Raw genomic sequence first — 16,474 nt, 5'->3', positions numbered from 1 at the left:
CCCCGTTCTGTCTTGCGACATGGCGAGGGCGGTTTCTTTTTGTTTGCTGTCCGCAAGTGATCAGCCGGCGGCCGGCTGGTCCTCCGGTTCGGTCGCGGTCGCGAGCGTCGCCTGGTTGTCGGTCGAGACGACGGCGCGGGGCAGGGCGGTGCCGCGTTTCTTCTCGCGCGCCAGCGTCAGGAGGCCTGAGAAGGCGATGAGAACGATGCCGGCCGCCATCGGCAGGTCGATGCTGTCGTCGAAGATGAGATAGCCGAAGGCGATCGCCCAGAGCATCTGGCTATATTGCGGCGGGGCGACGAGATTGGCCGGCGCCATGCGCGCCGCCGTCATCAGGAGAATGTTGCCGGCGGCACCGAGAAGACCGTAGCTTGCCATGAACAGCCATTGGCCCGGCGTCGGGACGACGATTTCGGACAGCGTCAGGACGCCGCTGACGCCGAGCGTGCCGATAAGGGCGGCGCCATAGAGCGACAGGCGCTTTTCCGCCGGACCCATCTTGCGCAGGATGACGATCGAGATCGCGGCGACGATGCCGCCGATCGCCGCCGCCAGATGGCCGATCGAAAGTTCGCGGAAGCCGGGACGTAGCACCACGACCACACCGGCAAAGCCGACGATAACCGCCGCCCAGCGCTGCCAGCGTACATCCTCCTTGAGAAAGATCACCGAGAGGATGGTGACGAAGGAGGGAAGCAGGAAGAGAAGACAGAAGGCTTCGGCCATCGGCAGTTCGGTGAAGGCGATGATCGAGGCGATGGCGCCGATCGCGCCGCAGACCATGCGCACGAGCCACAGCGTCCTGTTCTGGGTCCTGACGATATCGAGCCAGGAATCGTCCTTCGCCTTGATGAAGGGCAGAGCCGCGATGCCGAATACCGCGCCGATGAAGGCGATCTGGTAAGGCGGAATGGCGCCGTCGATGATCTTGATGGACGCGTCGCTGAAGGCGAAGACGGCATAGGCGGCGAATGCAACGAGAACGCCGCGCAACGGGGAGTGTGGGACTGTCATGAAGCCGGAATCGTTTTGAGAGGAAGCTTGCTGCTCTCTTATCTCTCACGGCCGACGAATTGCACTAGCCGATTATGCGTGGCTGCCCTGCTAAATCAGGGGTGTGGCGGCGCTGCATCGCCTTTGTCCGCAGTCATATCGATGGGATAGCGCCGGCTGAATTCGCGCAGCAACGGCTGCTGGCCTTTCAGCAGTTTTCGACCGGCCTCATCGAGGGTGAACCATCCGGCCCTGTCGACCTCGGGAAACTCGGCCATCGCACCCGAGCGCGGCGGCCATTCCATCTGGAAGAGATTGCTGCGGATGTTTTCCGTGTCGACCTCGGCCTGCACGGCCCAGGCGACTACGATTTTGCCGCCCGGCTGCCTGTATTCGCCGAGATGCTCGAACCGGCCGTCGATACCGACGCCCAGCTCTTCCCGGGTCTCGCGCCGTGCTGCCTCGAGCTCATCCTCGCCGGGCTCGACCAGCCCTTTCGGGATCGACCAGGCACCGTCGTCCTTCTTCGCCCAAAATGGACCGCCCGGATGAACCAGAAGCACTTCGCAACCGGCGCCGCGTATGCGATAGATCAACAGACCGGCGCTGCGTTTCGGCATCCGGCATCAGTTCGGCGGGCGGCGCAGAGCGGCGCCGTAGTCGCGGTAGACGCTCAGGCAATCGGTATAGCTCAGCGAATGGTGCTCGCCATAGATCACATGGGCACTCGCAGAGCTGGTCGCGGCTTCCTCCGATACGAACAGGATCGCTTCTCCGAGCGATTTTCCCGTGATCGGCGTCTCCGAGCCGTCTTCCTGCGTGATGCCCTTGATGATGGCTGCGATCTGGCGGTGGCTGAATACCGCGCGTCTGTCTTCCGGTGTCATCGTCCTTACCTCAACTAAAATAAATGGCTCTATCTGCCAGCCGGGAAAATCAAGGAACCCTTCCGGCCTGTTGTCATGAAGACGATCGAGGCCGGCACGGGATGCCACAATAGGCTTCGTCAACGCGTGCCGCGCCCTTCGTCTTGCCACCACGCATTCCGGGTGGGCCGGCCACGATCTCAAATCGGTCGTGATCGAAATTTCTAGATAGAGTCCGATTGGAGCCCGGCAAGTCCGGCTGGTCGATATCACCGTGAAGTGACCCGCCGGCTGCAAGCTGCTCGTCAAGCAATTGGCAAGAGGGGAGGGCGCGACTATATCGGGGTGACATTCACCAGGCAGAAGCGAAATCAGACATGTTCCAGGTAGCTACGATCGACACCGCCGACAAGACGGAATTCTACCGCGAACTCTGCCAGCAGCTCAAAGGTCTGCTGGAGGGCGAGCGCGACGTGATCGCCAATGCCGCCAATACCTCGGCGCTGATGTTCGAGATGATGCCCGATCTGAACTGGGCGGGCTTCTATTTCCTCAGGTCGGAGGAGGAGCTGGTGCTCGGGCCGTTCCAGGGGCGAGCGGCTTGCGTGCGCATCGCCGTCGGCCGCGGTGTGTGCGGCACGGCGGTGAAGGAGGGGCGCTCAATGCTCGTCGAGGACGTCCATGCCTTCCCCGGCCATATCGCCTGCGATGCCGCGTCGCGTTCCGAGCTGGTGGTGCCGCTTCATCACGACGGCCGCATCCTCGGCGTCATCGATCTCGACAGCCCCAGCGCCGCGCGCTTCGACGCGCAGGATCAGGCCGGGATCGAGGCGCTGGCCAGGATCTTCGTCGAAGCGAGCTACTGAGCCTTCGTTGTTCATCGAAAAAGGGTGGGCCCGGAGACGAGCGCACCCTTCCGTTTTTAGCGAGCGACGATCAGCGTTCGTGCTTCTTCGTCGCGTCGTCCACCAGCTCGTACCACATGGCGTTGAGGACGGCGAAGGCGGCGGCCAGCGGTAGGCCGAGTAGCCAGGCGAAATACCACATCGTCTAATCTCCTTCTAATAAGCGTGACCGCTCTTGTCGTTGACGGTATCGGCATCGACCTTGCCCCAGAGCACCTTGTAGACCCAGCCGGTGTAGAGCACGATGATCGGCAGGAAGATCGCGGTCGCGACGAGCATGTTGAACAGCGTCATGTGGCTCGACGAGGCATCCCAGACCGTCAGGCTCGACTTCGGATCGAGCGAGGAGGGCAGGATGAACGGGAACATCGAGACGCCGACCGTCGAGATGATCCCGAACACCGAAAGCTTGCTGAAGAGCAGCGTCGCCACTTCCCATCTTGCGCGCATGGCAAGCAGGGTGGCGGCGGCGCCGAGGAAGCCGCAGACCGGGGCGATCAGCAGCCACGGATAGCTGGCATAGTTCGCCAGCCACGAGCCGTCGTGCGATGCGATCTTCATAAGCGGGTTCGACGGGCCTGCCGGGTTGATGTCGCTCGTGATCCGGTAGCCGTGGACGCCGAGCGCCAGGCTGATGCCGGCGAGCGCGAACAGCAGGATGACGGCGACGGCCGCAACGCTGCCGTAGCTTCGCGCCCGGATCGCAACGGGGCCGTCGGCTTTCAACGCCAGCCAGGCCGCGCCGTGCATGACCAGCATCGCCACCGATAGCAGGCCGCAGAGCAGGGCGTAGGGGTTGAGCAGGCCGAAGAAGGTTCCTTCGTAGAAGATCCGCATGTCGTTCGGATCGAAGCGGAAGGGCACGCCCTGCAGCACGTTGCCGACGGCAACGCCGAAGATCAGTGATGGAACGAAGCCGCCGATGAACAGCGCCCAGTCCCAGTTGTTGCGCCAGCGCGCGCTTTCACGCTTGGAGCGGTACTTGAAGCCAACCGGTCGCAGGATGAGCGCGAAGAGGATCGCGAACATGGCGAGGTAGAAGCCCGAGAAGGAGACCGCGTAGAGCGGCGGCCAGGCGGCGAAGATGGCGCCGCCGCCGAGGATCAGCCAGACCTGGTTTCCTTCCCAGACCGGGCCGATCGTGTTGATCGCGACCCGACGCTCGGTATCCGTCCTGGCAACGAAGGGGAGCAGCGTGCCGACGCCGAGGTCGAAACCGTCGGTGGCGGCGAAGGCGATCAGGAGGATGCCGAGCAGCAGCCACCAGATCACCCGCAGGGTTCCGTAGTCTATGAGTTCGAAGAGGATCATGATGCGTCACTCCGCGGCGGGAACGAGGGTGGTTGAGATCAGGGTCGCTTCCGGATCGTGATCCGGCTCCGGTCCCTTGCGGATCGCCCGGATCATCAGTGTCATCTCCACGACGATCAGGGCCGTGTAGAGGGCGGCGAAGCCGATGATGGTAAGCAGCACCGTTTCCGCGCCGAGGCTGGACACCGCCATGGCCGTCGGCAACACGCCCTCGATGACCCATGGCTGGCGGCCGATCTCGGCGACGATCCAGCCGGCCTCGATGGCGATCCAGGGCAGCGGTATCGCGAGCACGGCGATCTTCAGGAGCAGCGGGTACTTGTCGAGGTGGCGGCGGGCCGAAAGCCAGAAGAAGGTGGCCGTCAGAAGGATCAGGAACATGCCGACGCCGACCATGATGCGGAACGACCAGAAGAGAACCGGCACATGCGGGATGGTGTCCATGGCCGCCTGGGTGATCTGCGCGTCGGTGGCGGTGCGGGGATCGTCGACGTAGCGCTTCAGAAGCAGGCCGTAGCCGAGGCGGCTGCCATGGGTTTCGAAAGCGGCGCGGGCGTCTGGCGCAACCTGCTCGGGCGAAGGCGCGGCGCGGATATTCATCAGCGCGTCATAGGCCTTGATGCCGTCGCGGATGCGGGCTTCAGCCTGCAGTTCCAGTTGGTCGATACCGGGAATCTCCGTCGTCAGCGACCGGGTGCCGATGAGACCCATGACCCACGGGATATGGACGGCGAAGTGGGTTTCGCGTGCTTGCTGATCGGGGAAGCCGAAGGCGGTGAAGGCGGCGGGCGCCGGCTCCGTCTCCCACATGGCCTCGATCGCCGCGAGCTTCATTTTCTGGTTTTCCGTGGCGAGGTAGCCGCTCTCGTCACCGAGCACGACGACCGAAAGTGCCGAGGCGAGGCCGAAGGAAGCGGCAACCGTCATCGAGCGCTTGGCGATCTCTATGTGGCGGCCCTTCAGCAGGTACCAGGCCGAGACGCCGAGCACGAAGACGGAGGCACAGACGTAGCCGGCCGAAACCGTGTGGACGAACTTCGCCTGGGCGACCGGGTTGAACACCACGTCGAAGAAGCTCGTCACTTCCATGCGCATGGTCTGCGGATTGAAGGCCGAACCGACGGGGTTCTGCATCCAGCCGTTGGCGATCAGGATCCACAGTGCGGAGAAGTTGGAGCCGAGCGCCACGCACCATGTCGCCACCAGGTGACCGACCTTGGAGAGCTTGTCCCAGCCGAAGAAGAACAGGCCGACGAAGGTGGCCTCGAGGAAGAAGGCCATCAGGCCTTCGATCGCCAGCGGCGCGCCGAAGACGTCCCCGACATAGTAGCTGTAGTAGCTCCAGTTCATGCCGAACTGGAACTCCATGACGATGCCGGTGGCGACGCCGATGGCGAAGTTGATGCCGAACAGCGTGCCCCAGAATTTCGTCATCTGCCGCCAGATCTGGCGACCGGTCATGACATAGACGGTCTCCATGATGGCGAGCAGCACGGACAGGCCGAGTGTCAGCGGTACGAACAGGAAGTGATAGAGCGCGGTCAGCGCGAATTGGAAACGCGATAAATCAACGATGTCTAGTTCCATTGTCTTTCTCCCACGCCCCATGGGGGTATTGAAGATCTCCCGCCCAGCCGAATTGCGTGGCGGTCATGCGGTGTCGCTCAGTCCGGTCTCAGCCGGTTCAAAGCCTCTTCGAACGCCGTCTCTCCGCGGCGTGAAACCTGTTTGATGCGTCCGCCTTCGACGACGGCGACGATGTCGGCCGCCGCGGCTTCGCGGCGGATATGGGTGGCGACGACGAGCGTATGGTCGCTCGCTGTGACCGACAGCCGCTCCATGACATCGCGAGCGGTCGCGCCGTCGAGGCCCTCGGTCGGTTCGTCAAGCAGCCAGAGCGGGGTGTCGCGCAGGAACAGGCGTGCCAGCGCCAGGCGGCGCGACTGGCCGCCCGAAAGCCCCATGCCGCCTTCGGCGAGTTGGGTATCCAGGCCACAGGGCAGGGCGGCGACGTCGGCCCACAGACCAGCGGCGGCGAGCGCGTCCCGAAGTTCGTGATCCGTAGCTGCGGGCCTTGCAAGCTGCAGGTTGCCGCGCAGCGTGTCGTGGAAGAGTTCGGTGCGCTGCGTGAGCAGGGTGGCCGGCCGGGCCGCGACGCTGCCCTCGGCCGGCTCAAGCTCACCGGCAAGCAGCGCCAACAGCGTCGATTTTCCGGCGCCGCTTTCTCCGACCAACGCAAGCCTGCCTCCGACGGGAAGATCGAGATCGATGCCCTGAAGCGTCGGGCGGCTCGATGTGTCGTAGCGGGCGGTGACGCCGGAGAGGCGGAATGCGAGGCTGCTGTCCGGCGCATCCGGCCGACAGGTTGCTTCTTTTGCGGAAAGCCGAGGTGCGACGCGTCGGACGGCAAGAAGGGTGCGGCCGAGTTCGATCGCGCCGCGCCGCAATCCGCCGAAGGGCTCGACGGCGGCGAAGGCGATGAGCAGGCCGAGGGCTGCCACCGGTGCTGTGATCGCGCCGGTGCCGGCAAGTGCCGCGACGGCCAGGAGACAGCCGGTCAGAAGCAGGGTCGAGCCGATGCCGAAGCCGAAGGTGACGCCGGCTTCGATGCGGTTGAGGCGGTCGTCTGCGGCGGCGCCATAGCGGTCGGCTGCGGCGATCGCGGCGCTTTGTGCTTCGAGACGACCGGCCATCATCAGGTCGGTCTGGCCGGCGACGAGGTCGATGGTACGAGCCCGCATGGCTTCGAGGCCGTGGGTGCGGCGGCGCGAATGCGGGATCGCCCGTCGACCGGCCCATAGCGGGATGCCGAAACCGGCCGATAGCAGCCAGGCGCCGGCGGCGAGCCCGAGCAGTGGGTGCAGCAGGCCGAGCGCGACGCTGGTGCCGATCGCTGCCGCGATTGCAACACCTGCCGGAACGAGGATTCGCAGGTAAAGCGAATCCAGCGCATCGATATCGCCGGTCAGGCGAAAGAGCAGCCGCGCGGGGCGGCGAAGCAGGTCGCGGGCTGTGCCTGCTCCGGCCCAGCCGCGGAAGAGACGTTCGCGCAGGGCGGCGAGCACGGAGAGCGTGGCGTCATGCGTGGTCAACCGTTCGCCATAGCGGGCGGCAGTGCGCACGATCGCAAGGAAGCGGATGCCGGCGGCCGGGGCGAAGACGTCGAAGGTGAAGGCCGCCGCCGAAAGCCCGGCGATCGCGGTCGCGGTGATGAACCAGCCGGAGAGGCCGAGCAAGGCGATGCCGGCCGCGACCGTCATGGTCGCCATCAGCGCACCGAGAAGCAGGCCGGTCCGGCGCTCGGCGAAGAACAGCTTCAGGATGGGTTTCAGGTGGGCGAGCGAGCGGGTCATTCGGCGGCCTCCTGCAGAAGGTCCTGATCAAGACGGATGGTGCTGTTCATGCGGGCGGCGAGGCGCGGGTCGTGGGTGGCGACGACGAGCGTCTTGCCATCCGCCAGTGCGATGAGGCTTTCGGCGATCTCGTCCGACGTCCTGCTGTCGAGGTGGGCGGTCGGTTCGTCGGCGAGGATGATGCGGATATCAGGGTCGGCGGCGGCGCGGGCGATGGCGAGGCGCAGCGATTCTCCGCCCGACAGGCCGATACCGGCATCGCCGAGCGGCTGGTGGCCGTAGGCCGCGGCGACCGGGCCGAGATGGGCTGTTTCCAGCGCATGCGTCGCCACCTGCTTCGAAATGCCGGGGCGGCCGAGCGAGACGTTCTGCCGGATCGTGCCGGCGAAGATATGCGGCTTCTGGCCGATCCAGGCGATGCCGTTCCTGCCGCCTACTGCGATGCGACCAGTGTCTGGTGGCGCGAGGCCGGCCATCAGGGCGAGCAGCGTCGACTTGCCCGAGCCGCTGGCGCCGAGCAGCGCGATGTGCTCGCCGCGTCCGATCCGCAAGTCGAGATTGTCGAGGACGAGCGGAGCGTCCTTGCAGTAGGCGAAGCTGACGGCTTCGAGGCGGATTTCGCCGGCCTCGACATGGTCGTCGTTCTCGGCACTAGCGAGCGTCATGCCTTCTGCGCTCAGCGCGTCGAGCGCCTTGATTGCGGCTTCGCCCGAAGCGCGGTCGTGCCAGACGGCCGAGAGATCGCGTAGCGGTTCGAAGAAGGCGGGGGCGAGCAGCAGGATGAAGAGGCCGGTGGTGAGGTCGAGGCCGCTAGTCCAGGCGCCGACGGTGATCTGGCCGAGCAGCGTAAAGCCGATATAGACCGCGACCATGGCAACGCCGAGCGCGGAGAAAAGTTCGAGCACCGCCGACGACAGGAAAGCGATCCTGAGGACGGCCATCGTGCGGTTCTTCAGGCTGTCGGCGTCGGCGCGCAGCTTCAGCGCGGTGGCGTCGACGGCGCCGAGCGAGCGGATCGTCGTCAGCCCCCGAAAGCGGTCGAGCAAGAAGCCGTTGAGGCCGCCGGTGGCTGTCAGTTGCTTCTCGCTGGCGGCCTGCGCCTGCCAGCCGATGAGCGCCATGAAAACCGGGATGAGCGGCATGGCGACGAGGAGCACGAGGGCGGCGACCCACGAGATGGGGAAAACGCAGACGAGGATGGCGAGCGGCACGACGGTCGCCTTGAAGCGGGCCGGCAGGAAGCGCGAGAGGTAGGGTACGATCATCTCTGCCTGCTCGGCGATGACGCTCGCCGCCTCACCCGAAGCGGGGCGGGTGGCATCGAGCGGCGAGCGGCGCGACAGGGCCGCGATTGCCGCGGCGCGGCGGGCGCTGAGGTCGGCGCGAGCGGCCTTGAACGCCAGGCGGCCGCCAGCCGCCTCGAGACAGCTTTTTCCTATACCGAGCAGTGCTATGCCCAAGGCCGGCCAGAGGACGGCGAGGTGATCGCCGCCATCGGCCATGCGGCCGACCGAAAGCGCCAGAAGGGCGGCCTGCGGGATCCAGAGGAGGGCGGCCAATGTCTGCACGGCGGCAGCGCGGCGTAGTGCCGGCGGCTGCCGCACGGCTCTTCGCGGCTTGTCCGAAGCCATCTTTCCATTCGCGTCTGAGGAAGCACGTGCCATGGCGCTAGCTCTTGTTCGCAGGATTGGGCCGACGGCCGCGACCGAGTGAAACCACCCGATCCTTGGCCTCGAGAAACTTCGTCACTTTCGCTCCTAGCGAGAGTAGCGTTGCAAGCCTCTCGGTTTCAAGTTGTTTCACGTCCTCGTACCAGTGCGTGAGTTGTTCGATCAGGGCGTGCATTTCACCCATCCGTTCCTGGGCATGCCGCTCCGCCTCGCTGGCGGGGCGCTGCATGAGGATCTCGCGCAGCACGGAGAGCGTCGGGTCGACCTCGCGCTTCTTGCGCTCCTCGGCCAGCGTTCTCAGAATCAGCCAGACGTCGTCGGGCGTGGTGAAGAAGTCGCGGCGGTCATCCGGCTTGTGCTTGAGGAGCACGAGATTCCAGGTCTGCAGTTCTCGCAGGCTCATCGAAACGTTGGAACGCGAGATGCCGAGCGCATCGGCGATCTCCTCGGCGCAGAGCGGATTGGGCGAGACGTAGAGGAGCGCGTAGATCTGGCCGACGGTGCGGTTGATGCCCCATCGCGAGCCCATCTCGCCGAAGTGCAGGACGAAGGATTGTACGAGCGGGGGCAGGTTCATGGGTTTCCGTTCCGTCTGTGATTTCAGAAATTTCTGAAATTACTGTAGTTGCGAATTGACCTTGAGCAATCGGCAAATGCCGGCTGCGTCAATTTGGTATGGTCAGCTATAGGGGAGTTCGGTGGCCCTAGAATTGATCCTGGTCAAACCGCGAGAGAATGTTTCGCGCCGCCCCGATCGAGATAGCGGTCGAAATTCGCGGCGATGGCGCGCACGAAAGGACGGCCCTCCGGCGTCAAGGTCAGGGTGCTGCCGTCGAAGCTGGTGAGCCCGTCCTCATCGGCGTGGTACACCCGCATGGCATCCCGGCAGACGGCGTCGGCGGCGCGGCCGAAGCGGGCGCGCAGGTCGGGGAGGGACAGGGCGTTGTGGCACATCAGGCTTTCGATAGCGGCGGCGGCGGCGCGGTCGGTGTCCGACAATGCAAAGCCGCGCGCGATGGGGAGCCTGCCTTCCGAGACCGCCTGGATGTACTGGCTGGTCGGCACGATGTTCTGCGCATAGCCCTGCGGCAGGCGGCCGATCGAGGAGGCGCCGAAGCCGATCAGGGTGTCGGCGTCGTCGGTCGTGTAGCCCTGGAAATTGCGCCGCAATCCGCCGTCGAGCAGGGCCTGTGCCATGCTGTCGGCCGGCTTGGCGAAGTGGTCGATGCCGACGGTCATGTAGCCGGCAGCAAGGATGGCCTCGGCGCCCGATCTCGCCATTTCGAAGCGCTCGGCGGGGCCGGCGAGTGTCGCGGTATCGATCTGCGACTGGTGCTTCTTCACCCACGGCACATGGGCATAGCCGAACATCGCCAGCCGGTCGGGGGCGAGCGACAGCGAGAGCGCGATGGTGCGAAGGAGCATCGCCTTGTCCTGGTGCGGCAGGCCGTAGACGATGTCGAGGTTGATCGAGCCGATCCCGAGTTCGCGCAGCGTGCCGACGACGGAGAGCGTCTGCTCGAAGCTCTGCGGCCGGTTGATGGCGGCCTGCACCACGGGTTCGAAATCCTGAACGCCGACGCTGGCGCGGGTCATGCCGAAGGCCTTCCAGGCCCGGAGCTTCTCGGCGTCGACATGCGTCGGGTCGATCTCGACGCCGATCTCGCAATCCGGCGCGATGTCGAAATGGCGATCGAGCGTGGCGCGCAGCCGTTCGAGATCGGCACGGTTGACGATCGTCGGCGAGCCGCCGCCGAAGTGGATGGCGCTGACAGGCCGGCGGTGGGGGAGCGCGTTCGCGACCAGTTCGATTTCGGCGTTCAGTGCCTCCAGATAGGTGGCAATGGGGTCGTAGCGGCGGACCTGCTTGGTGTGGCAGCCGCAATAGAAGCAGAGACGATCGCAGAAGGGCACATGCAGGTAGAGCGACAAGGCGCCACATGTGCTTTCTTCCAGCCACCGCCGATACATGGCCTCGTTGACGCCGGCGTGAAAGTGCGGCGCGGTCGGATAGCTGGTGTAGCGCGGAACGGGGGCGGAATAGCGGGCGATGATATCTGGGTTCATGGCTAAGTCCTTTCGATCGACAATTAACCCCGCCCCGACAGGTGGACTTTGATCTTGATCAAGAAAAAGCTGTTCTTTCGCGATTGCTCTGATTATGCTCCCTACGGGGCCGATTTGATGCGAAAAGACATACATAATTCAAATATTCCAGTGCGTTGCCGCAGTTGCGAAGTCCGCCATCAGGGGATGTGCGGGGCGCTGACGGCTGACGAGCTGCTGGCGCTTTCCGCCCATACCCACCTCGCCAACCATTCCGCCGGCGAGGAGTTGGCAGGCGAGCGGATGCCGGTGGAATCCTACGCGACCGTCATTCGCGGCGTCGTCAAGCTCACCAAGACGCTTGAGGACGGCCGCCAGCAGATCGTCGGCCTGCAGTTCGCGCCGGATTTCCTCGGGCGGCTGAATGCCGAGGAAAACGCGGTCTCCGTGGAGGCGGCCTCCGACGTGAATATCTGCCGCGTTCCCAAGGCCACGCTCGAGCGACTGGTGAAGTCCAGCCCCGCGCTGGCGGAGCGGCTGATGGACCAGACCATGCGCGAGCTCGACGAGGCCCGCGACTGGATGGTGACGCTCGGCCGCAAGACCGCGGCCGAGAAGGTCGCAAGCTTCCTGATGCTGATCGCGACACATCTGGAACCCGAGGCCGACGGCGAGCGGCGCGCCTTCGACCTGCCGCTGTCGCGCGCCGAGATCGCCGATTTCCTCGGCCTGACGATCGAGACCGTGTCGCGGCAACTCTCGAAGCTGAAGGCCGATAGCGTCATAGCAATCACGGCCAGCCGGCACATCGAGGTGCCGAAGCTCTCCAAGCTGCAGATGCGCTGCGGCGCCTGAGGCGGTCCGCCCGGCGATATCCTGCCGGGCGACGATATTGCCGAGCGCAGGTTTCCGTGCAGAAGTGCTGATGGCCACGCCATCCGGCCTTTCAACGCCCACGAGATTCCCATGCCCGCTGCCTTTCCAAATCCGCTCGTCTCGCTGCTCTCGCCGCCGCCCATCCCGTCCGTCATGGCCTGGGCGCGCTCCTATGACGGGGCGCGGGGGGCGCTCATCGATCTCTCGCAGGCGGTGCCCGGCTATCCCGCGCATCCCGACATGCTGCGGCTCCTGGGAGAGGCGGCCGCGTCGCCCGCCATGACCGGCTACGGGCCGATCGAGGGGGAGCGGGTGCTGCGCGAGGCTTATGCTGGTCATGTCGGCGCGGTCTATGGTGCGGACGTTTCGGCCGAGAACATCCATATGACGGCTGGCTGCAACCAGGCCTTCATGTCGGTTGCGATCGCGCTTGCGGGGGCGGGCGATACGGTGGCGCTGACCAACCCCTTCTATTTCAACCACGACACGACGCTTTCGATGCTCGGCATCAACAGGGTCATGGTCGATTGCGACGCCGATAACGGTTTCCTGCCGGACCTCGGATCCGCCGAGGCGGCGCTGGCCAAGGGCGCCAAGGTGCTGGCGATCGTGACGCCGAACAATCCCACCGGCGCCGTCTACCCGCCGGAGCTGCTGGAGGCGCTTTTCCTGCTTTGCCAGCGTCACGGCGCCTGGCTGATCGTCGATGAAACCTACCGCGATTTCCTGCCCGGGGATCATGGCCCGCCGCACGGGCTTATCGGCATGCCAGGCTGGGAGGAGACGCTGGTGTTGCTCTACAGCTTCTCGAAATCCTTCTGCATTCCCGGCCACCGCTTGGGCGCGGTGACGGCGGGCAGGCGGGTGATCGGCGAGATCACCAAGGTGATGGATAACATGCAGATCTGCGCCCCGCGCGCCGCCCAGGCCGCAGTGGCGCAGGCGCTGCCGCTGCTGGCGGACTGGCGGGCGGAAAACCGGCTGGAGATTGCCCGCCGGGCCGACGCATTGCGGGCCGTCATCGCCGCGCTGCCCGGCTGGGAAATCGGCGCGATCGGCGCCTATTTCGCCTTTGTGCGGCATCCGTTCGCGGAGCTTGCTTCGGCCACCGTCGCGGAGCGGCTGGCGAAGGAGGCGGGAGTTGTGTGCATTCCCGGAAGCTATTTCGGGGAGGGGCGGGAGCGTTATCTGCGGCTGGCGTTCGCGAATGCCGATGTGGGGTCGATCGGGTTGTTGGCGGGTCGGCTGTGAGGGCATTTGGCCGGCGCGGCTTGCCATGATCGAGAGGTGGTGTGGTGTCCTACGGGCGATGATGTGCAGAGTGGTACCCCCTCTGCCCTGCCGGGCATCTCCCCCACAGGTGGGGAGATCGGCTGGGCGCATCCGCTCGCTGTTACCTCAACGTTGGGCAAAACCTCACCGCGAGTCGATCTCCCCCCTTGTGGGGGAGATGTCCGGCAGGACAGAGGGGGTAATCCACGGCAAAACCTTTCGACAAACACACGACGTGCTCGCAGACACACTAAAACCCCACACCGCCCCAGGACCCGTGGTTCCGCCATGCACTTCACTTCACTCGGACGGGGTGCTGGAAACCACCTCGATTGAGTAAGTAAAATATGGTGCCTTCCAGCACCCCGTTCGGCGGTTTATGCCCGAACTCCGGTCCCTCTGCAGCCGCCTTCCAAGCCTTCGCGGCGGCGTTGTGTGCCTCACAGGCACGTCCAGGGCACTACAACGGATGACACGTTCGACAAACGTGACCAACCGCCAGCCCCGGAGGGAGACCATTTTCTCGGACCCGGTGCATGAGGTTTCGCGTCCTACCCTCACGCCCCGCGCCGATCCCGCCTCGCCGGCACGCCTGCCGGTGTATCCGATGACGGGACGCGTGTATTGTAGGATGCGGTTTCAGGCGCGGGGAAAATCGAGAAGCGATTTTTTTGATGCGCGCAATTTTGATCCGTTGCGCTCAGTAATGACAGTTGGACGGCGCGCCCGGCTTGAAGCCCTGGGCGCAGACCGGGTTCATCGGGCGCTTGCGGTCCATCATTCTGGGCGTGAGCATCGGATTGCCTGATGGCGCAGGCGCGGTCGTCGCGGTCTTCTTCGGCTGCTTGGATGCAGCCGATGACGCCGGAGCGGCTATCGACGGCGCGGCGGTCGAGAGGCTGAAGGTCGCGGCGAAGATTGCGATCACGAGAGCACGCTTCATTGGCATTCTCCTTCGGATGTCTGCGATCCCGGTCCCCGAAAACGCCGGGAACCATCGGCGCCCATTTTGCCGATGCTCCGTGAACCGGTGATGTCAACATGTGGTATGGTCCTCCGCGTCACGTGCAAAGTCATATGCATCCGAGATCACGGAGGTAAGGCATGCCCCGATTTCTTGCCGTCTACACCATGAAGACCGAAGACGTCGTTTCTTTCCGAAACCTGCCGAAGGCCGAGCAGGATGCCATCGACGCGGTCGGCGTCGCCAAGTGGAAAGCCTGGGAGGAGAGAAACGCCGCTGTCATCCTCGATCGCGGCGGCATGGTGGGGAAGACGACGCGCGTCAGCAGGGACGGCGTCGGCAAGGCCGTCAATCCGTTCTGCGGTTATCTGGTGGTCGAGGCGGACACCGCCGATGCCGCTGCGAGGCTCTTCCTCGACCATCCCCATATCACTGTCTTTCCCGGCGATGGCGTGGATATCATGCCGTTTGTGACGTGACTGCCGGTTTCTTCTACGCGGCCTTTGTTCGGTTTCGCCCCGCGCTCTTGGCTTCGTAGAGCAGCTTGTCGGCCTGGTCGTAAAGTGTTGCGAAACCCTCATCGCCGGAAAGGCGCGTGACGCCCATGCTGGCGGTGACGGGGCGTTCGAGGCCCGAGACCATACGAGCGATCGTCGACGGGATCGCCTTGCGCCGAAGCTCGGCCTGGATTTCGGCGTCGTCGCCACGCAGGAGTAGCACGAACTCCTCGCCGCCGAGGCGGTAGGCGCGAACATCAGGGCCCGGCTGCAGCGCGGTGGCCACGGCCTTGAGCACCTCGTCTCCGACACTGTGACCGTTCATATCGTTGATCGCCTTGAAATGATCGAGGTCGATGACGGCAAGGGCGGTGAAGCCTTCGGTTCGAAGCCGCTCGAACTCTCTTTCGATCGCACGGCGGTTGAGCAATCCCGTCAGCGCGTCCGTTTCGGACAGCCGTTCGAGCAGTTCGGCCTCATTGCGGGCGCGGTCGCGTTCGCGCTTGATGGTCACGAAGCGCTCCGCCACGCCAAGCGTCGTGAAGACGACTTCGCAGACGCAGCCGACATAGAAAAGGAGCATGGCGTCGGTGCTCGTCAGCCACGGAACGACACCCGTCACCAGGCGGACCAGGCCGACCACGACCATCGGCGTGTAGCCGATCGCCTGGAAGCGCGCGGCGCGGCTGCCGCGACGCAGGGCGTCGATCATCGACAGGATGAAGACCGCAAGGATCGGTGCGAAGGCCGCCGTGTAGGCGCTCGACTGGATGGGGCGCGCGACGAAGGGGAAGGCCGCGTGAGCGGTGCTCAGGAGGATCGCTGATGCCGCGCAATAGGGCAGCAGCCGCCGCAGCAACGGATGCATCAGGCCGGGTTCGATGAAACTCCAAGTGAACATCGCGCCCGACGCGACCGTCATGCCGAAGATCACCGTCGTCATCCAGCTCAAGGTCATCGCCTTGGGATCGAAGAGCGCAACCGACAGGCCCGAAGACACCAGGATGGTCATCAGCAGCGAAAATGTCAGCGCCGAGTGCCAGAGGACGAAGGGTTCGCGCAGCGCCCGGTAGAAGGCCGCGTTGAAGATCAGGGGCATGACCAGCATGCCTGCCAGCCCGGCCAGAACAAGCAGGAACCTGATGTCGCCGATGCCGCCGGCAGCGTCCGCCGGCGCAACATAGGCGCGCTCCAGCGTCATCCGGTGGCTCGGCAGGTCGAATGCGGCGACGACCTCTCGGGTTTTTGTGGTTACGTCAGGCAGGGCGGCCTTGAAATAGCCGCCGGCCATCGAACTCGAAAGGGCGGCGGCGGGAATGGTGTTCTGACGGACCGTACCGTCGCGATCGATCGCCAGCAGATGCACCGCCTGAAGCGCGCTTCGCCGCGAGAGCAGGTAGCGGGGAAGGGGTTGTCCGGGGGCGATGTCGAAGCGGAGCAGGACGCGCTCGGCATCGATGGAGGGGGCTTGCTCGCCGCAGGACCAGCGTTTCTCATCCCTGGAGATCGCGACCACGTCTTCCGACAGACCGGCCGATGCCCAGCAGGCGCGAATCTCCGGCGAATCCGCTTCCCCGGCCGATGCGGCGCTGAAGTGCGCCAGCATGGCCAGAAGCAGGAAGGCCGCCAGGAGTGCTGTTCGAAGTCCACTGGAAAACATGACTTCACGCTAGGGCGGAAAGATTTTGATGGTGTTAATCGGGGGTGGTGAGAGTCTGCCA

16 protein-coding genes are annotated in these 16,474 nt (G+C 64.9%); 4 read left to right on the top strand and 12 right to left on the bottom strand.

Features of this window, described 5'->3' with window-relative positions; translation table 11 throughout:
* Nucleotides 1-60: 60 nt before the first annotated feature.
* From QTL95_RS22910 to QTL95_RS22900, 3 genes are all read right to left on the bottom strand, one after another.
* Entirely contained in the window at nt 61-1,014 is a 954-nt protein-coding gene (locus QTL95_RS22910; RefSeq protein WP_289722188.1) for a DMT family transporter, read from the bottom strand.
* A gap of 95 nt (nt 1,015-1,109) precedes the next feature.
* The gene (locus tag QTL95_RS22905; RefSeq protein ID WP_289722187.1) at nt 1,110-1,613 is read right to left on the bottom strand and encodes an NUDIX domain-containing protein; all 504 of its coding nucleotides are present in this window, start codon (nt 1,611-1,613) and stop codon (nt 1,110-1,112) included.
* A 6-nt stretch (nt 1,614-1,619) separates the two neighbouring features.
* A complete protein-coding gene (locus QTL95_RS22900) occupies nt 1,620-1,880 on the bottom strand; it encodes a hypothetical protein (RefSeq protein WP_289722186.1) in 261 nt (86 codons plus the stop codon).
* Between the two features lie 356 nt (nt 1,881-2,236).
* On the opposite strand from QTL95_RS22900, the gene QTL95_RS22895 reads away from it, so the two are divergent.
* On the top strand, nt 2,237-2,725 hold the full coding sequence (locus tag QTL95_RS22895) for a GAF domain-containing protein (protein ID WP_289722185.1): 489 nt from the start codon (nt 2,237-2,239) through the stop codon (nt 2,723-2,725).
* Nucleotides 2,726-2,795: 70 nt separating this feature from the next.
* Here QTL95_RS22895 and cydX read toward each other — a convergent pair whose 3' ends face one another.
* The 7 genes from cydX to hemN form a co-directional block, all read right to left on the bottom strand.
* Entirely contained in the window at nt 2,796-2,906 is a 111-nt protein-coding gene (gene cydX, locus QTL95_RS22890) for a cytochrome bd-I oxidase subunit CydX (RefSeq protein WP_037184568.1), read from the bottom strand.
* A 14-nt stretch (nt 2,907-2,920) separates the two neighbouring features.
* Nucleotides 2,921-4,075 (bottom strand): cytochrome d ubiquinol oxidase subunit II, encoded by a 1,155-nt coding sequence (gene cydB, locus QTL95_RS22885; protein WP_289722184.1) that lies wholly within the window; start codon nt 4,073-4,075, stop codon nt 2,921-2,923.
* Between the two features lie 6 nt (nt 4,076-4,081).
* On the bottom strand, nt 4,082-5,662 hold the full coding sequence (locus tag QTL95_RS22880) for a cytochrome ubiquinol oxidase subunit I (RefSeq protein WP_289722183.1): 1,581 nt from the start codon (nt 5,660-5,662) through the stop codon (nt 4,082-4,084).
* A gap of 77 nt (nt 5,663-5,739) precedes the next feature.
* Nucleotides 5,740-7,428, bottom strand: a complete 1,689-nt coding sequence (locus QTL95_RS22875) for an amino acid ABC transporter ATP-binding/permease protein (protein WP_289722182.1) — start codon at nt 7,426-7,428, stop codon at nt 5,740-5,742.
* Nucleotides 7,425-9,092, bottom strand: coding sequence for a thiol reductant ABC exporter subunit CydD (gene cydD / locus QTL95_RS22870; RefSeq protein ID WP_442981336.1), 1,668 nt, complete (start codon nt 9,090-9,092; stop codon nt 7,425-7,427). Before cydD ends, QTL95_RS22875 begins: the two co-directional genes overlap by 4 nt.
* A gap of 4 nt (nt 9,093-9,096) precedes the next feature.
* On the bottom strand, nt 9,097-9,675 hold the full coding sequence (locus QTL95_RS22865; RefSeq protein ID WP_289722181.1) for a GbsR/MarR family transcriptional regulator: 579 nt from the start codon (nt 9,673-9,675) through the stop codon (nt 9,097-9,099).
* A 143-nt stretch (nt 9,676-9,818) separates the two neighbouring features.
* On the bottom strand, nt 9,819-11,165 hold the full coding sequence (gene hemN, locus QTL95_RS22860; RefSeq protein ID WP_289722180.1) for an oxygen-independent coproporphyrinogen III oxidase: 1,347 nt from the start codon (nt 11,163-11,165) through the stop codon (nt 9,819-9,821).
* Between the two features lie 186 nt (nt 11,166-11,351).
* Between hemN and QTL95_RS22855 the strand changes: the two genes are divergently transcribed.
* Complete coding sequence (locus QTL95_RS22855) at nt 11,352-11,999, top strand: Crp/Fnr family transcriptional regulator (protein WP_289722448.1); 648 nt, start codon at nt 11,352-11,354, stop codon at nt 11,997-11,999.
* Between the two features lie 111 nt (nt 12,000-12,110).
* Nucleotides 12,111-13,271 carry an aminotransferase gene (locus QTL95_RS22850; RefSeq protein ID WP_289722179.1) on the top strand — a complete coding sequence of 387 codons (1,161 nt, stop codon included), beginning with the start codon at nt 12,111-12,113 and terminating at the stop codon, nt 13,269-13,271.
* A 721-nt stretch (nt 13,272-13,992) separates the two neighbouring features.
* Here QTL95_RS22850 and QTL95_RS22845 read toward each other — a convergent pair.
* Entirely contained in the window at nt 13,993-14,235 is a 243-nt protein-coding gene (locus QTL95_RS22845; protein ID WP_289722178.1) for a hypothetical protein, read from the bottom strand.
* Nucleotides 14,236-14,396: 161 nt separating this feature from the next.
* Between QTL95_RS22845 and QTL95_RS22840 the strand changes: the two genes are divergently transcribed.
* Nucleotides 14,397-14,735 carry a hypothetical protein gene (locus tag QTL95_RS22840; protein WP_289722177.1) on the top strand — a complete coding sequence of 113 codons (339 nt, stop codon included), beginning with the start codon at nt 14,397-14,399 and terminating at the stop codon, nt 14,733-14,735.
* Nucleotides 14,736-14,748: 13 nt separating this feature from the next.
* Here the strand turns inward: QTL95_RS22840 and QTL95_RS22835 are convergent, their stop codons facing one another.
* Nucleotides 14,749-16,413, bottom strand: a complete 1,665-nt coding sequence (locus tag QTL95_RS22835) for a sensor domain-containing diguanylate cyclase (RefSeq protein ID WP_289722176.1) — start codon at nt 16,411-16,413, stop codon at nt 14,749-14,751.
* Nucleotides 16,414-16,474 lie beyond the last annotated feature (61 nt).

The organism is Rhizobium sp. S152, from assembly GCF_030380735.1.
Taxonomy (GTDB): Bacteria; Pseudomonadota; Alphaproteobacteria; order Rhizobiales; family Rhizobiaceae; genus Rhizobium.
The sequence above is the reverse complement of the archived record's forward strand: the minus strand, read 5'-3'. Positions and strand labels throughout refer to the sequence as shown.

Bases quoted from the DNA above. Each gene is read 5' to 3' on its own strand.
- QTL95_RS22910 (WP_289722188.1), bottom strand. From the start codon at position 1,014: ATGACAGTCCCACACTCCCCGTTGCGCGGCGTTCTCGTTGCATTCGCC.
- QTL95_RS22905 (WP_289722187.1), bottom strand. From the start codon at position 1,613: ATGCCGAAACGCAGCGCCGGTCTGTTGATCTATCGCATACGCGGCGCC.
- QTL95_RS22900 (WP_289722186.1), bottom strand. From the start codon at position 1,880: ATGACACCGGAAGACAGACGCGCGGTATTCAGCCACCGCCAGATCGCA.
- QTL95_RS22895 (WP_289722185.1), top strand. From the start codon at position 2,237: ATGTTCCAGGTAGCTACGATCGACACCGCCGACAAGACGGAATTCTAC.
- cydX (WP_037184568.1), bottom strand. From the start codon at position 2,906: ATGTGGTATTTCGCCTGGCTACTCGGCCTACCGCTGGCCGCCGCCTTC.
- cydB (WP_289722184.1), bottom strand. From the start codon at position 4,075: ATGATCCTCTTCGAACTCATAGACTACGGAACCCTGCGGGTGATCTGG.
- QTL95_RS22880 (WP_289722183.1), bottom strand. From the start codon at position 5,662: ATGGAACTAGACATCGTTGATTTATCGCGTTTCCAATTCGCGCTGACC.
- QTL95_RS22875 (WP_289722182.1), bottom strand. From the start codon at position 7,428: ATGACCCGCTCGCTCGCCCACCTGAAACCCATCCTGAAGCTGTTCTTC.
- cydD (WP_442981336.1), bottom strand. From the start codon at position 9,092: ATGGCACGTGCTTCCTCAGACGCGAATGGAAAGATGGCTTCGGACAAG.
- QTL95_RS22865 (WP_289722181.1), bottom strand. From the start codon at position 9,675: ATGAACCTGCCCCCGCTCGTACAATCCTTCGTCCTGCACTTCGGCGAG.
- hemN (WP_289722180.1), bottom strand. From the start codon at position 11,165: ATGAACCCAGATATCATCGCCCGCTATTCCGCCCCCGTTCCGCGCTAC.
- QTL95_RS22855 (WP_289722448.1), top strand. From the start codon at position 11,352: ATGTGCGGGGCGCTGACGGCTGACGAGCTGCTGGCGCTTTCCGCCCAT.
- QTL95_RS22850 (WP_289722179.1), top strand. From the start codon at position 12,111: ATGCCCGCTGCCTTTCCAAATCCGCTCGTCTCGCTGCTCTCGCCGCCG.
- QTL95_RS22845 (WP_289722178.1), bottom strand. From the start codon at position 14,235: ATGAAGCGTGCTCTCGTGATCGCAATCTTCGCCGCGACCTTCAGCCTC.
- QTL95_RS22840 (WP_289722177.1), top strand. From the start codon at position 14,397: ATGCCCCGATTTCTTGCCGTCTACACCATGAAGACCGAAGACGTCGTT.
- QTL95_RS22835 (WP_289722176.1), bottom strand. From the start codon at position 16,413: ATGTTTTCCAGTGGACTTCGAACAGCACTCCTGGCGGCCTTCCTGCTT.